Genomic DNA, 1,644 nt, shown 5'->3' on the forward strand with positions numbered 1-1,644 from the left:
GCTGCGCTCGTCGGACGAGCGCGGCACGTCGGACGCGGGCACGACCCCGGCGACCGGCGCGTCGGTCCCGGGCGCCGGACCCGCCGGCACGACGAGCAGCACGACGAGCGACGCCGCGAGCAGCGCCTCCACGGGCAGTGACGCGGGGACGCCCGACGACTCGGACCTCCGCACGGGTGGCCCGACGACGCACGACACGCGCGCGCCGCGCTCGTCAGCCCCTGCCGGAACAGCCGACCCCGTCGATGCGTTGGCACTCCTGCGCGAGGCCGCCGCCGAGCGCGCGAACGTGTGGGTCGAGCTCGTCGGACCCACGGGGCGTCCCGAACGCCGCCTGCTGCGCCCCCTGCGCGTGGAGGGCGGCCGGCTGCGGGCCGCCGACCCCGTTCGCGAGTCGGAGCTGACCGTCGCCGTCCACCGGATCGGCACGGTCGAGCGCGCCGACGACCTCGCGGGCACGGACCAGGAGGACATGTGAGCGGACCGCTCATCGTGCAGAGCGACAAGACGCTGCTGCTCGAGATCGACCACGACCAGGCGGACGCGTGCCGTCGCGCGATCGCCCCGTTCGCGGAGCTCGAGCGCGCGCCGGAGCACGTGCACACCTACCGGCTCACGCCGCTCGGGCTGTGGAACGCGCGCGCCGCGGGGCACGACGCCGAGCAGGTCGTCGACGTGCTGCTCGAGTACAGCCGCTACCCGGTGCCGCACGCGCTGCTGGTCGACGTGGCCGAGACCATGGCCCGCTACGGGCGGCTGCAGCTCGTCCAGGACCCCGTGCACGGCCTCGTGCTGCACGCGCTCGACCCGGCGGTGCTCGCCGAGGTCATGAAGTCCAAGCGCACCGCGGGCCTGCTGGGCGCGCGCATCGACGCGACCGACGTGATCGTCCACCCGTCCGAGCGCGGCCACCTCAAGCAGGTGCTGCTCAAGCTCGGCTGGCCCGCGGAGGACCTCGCCGGGTACGTGGACGGCGAGGCGCACGCGATCGCGCTCGAAGAGGACGGCTGGGCCATGCGGCCCTACCAGCAGCAGGCCGTCGAGGGGTTCTGGCACGGCGGGTCGGGCGTGGTCGTGCTGCCCTGCGGTGCGGGCAAGACGATCGTCGGCGCGGGCGCCATGGCCAAGTCCTCCACGACGACGCTGATCCTGGTCACCAACACCGTCTCGGCACGGCAGTGGCGCGACGAGCTGGTGCGCCGCACGTCGCTGACCGAGGACGAGATCGGCGAGTACTCGGGTGCGCGCAAGGAGATCCGGCCGGTCACGATCGCGACGTACCAGGTGCTCACGACCAAGCGGAAGGGCGTCTACTCGCACCTCGAGCTGCTCGACGCACGCGACTGGGGCCTGGTCCTGTACGACGAGGTGCACCTGCTGCCCGCGCCGATCTTCCGCATGACCGCGGACCTGCAGGCGCGCCGCCGCCTCGGCCTGACGGCGACGCTCGTGCGCGAGGACGGACGCGAGGACGAGGTGTTCTCGCTCATCGGGCCCAAGCGGTTCGACGCGCCCTGGAAGGACATCGAGGCGCAGGGGTACATCGCGCCCGCCGAGTGCATCGAGGTGCGCCTGACCCTGCCCGACGCCGACCGCATGGCGTACGCGACGGCCGAGCCGGAGGAGAAGTACCGGCTCGCCGCG

1 protein-coding gene and 1 pseudogene are annotated in these 1,644 nt (G+C 73.7%); both read left to right on the forward strand.

What is annotated here, in order from left to right:
* Positions 1–478: pseudogene (locus tag CWIS_RS18730) on the forward strand (hypothetical protein); the annotation flags it as partial.
* Positions 475–1,644 (forward strand): helicase-associated domain-containing protein (locus CWIS_RS08150; RefSeq protein WP_048342771.1); only part of this gene is annotated, 1,170 nt, incomplete at its 3' end. The pseudogene CWIS_RS18730 and the gene CWIS_RS08150, both read left to right, overlap by 4 nt.

This window comes from Cellulomonas sp. A375-1, from assembly GCF_001040865.1.
Lineage (GTDB): Bacteria > Actinomycetota > Actinomycetes > Actinomycetales > Cellulomonadaceae > Cellulomonas > Cellulomonas gelida.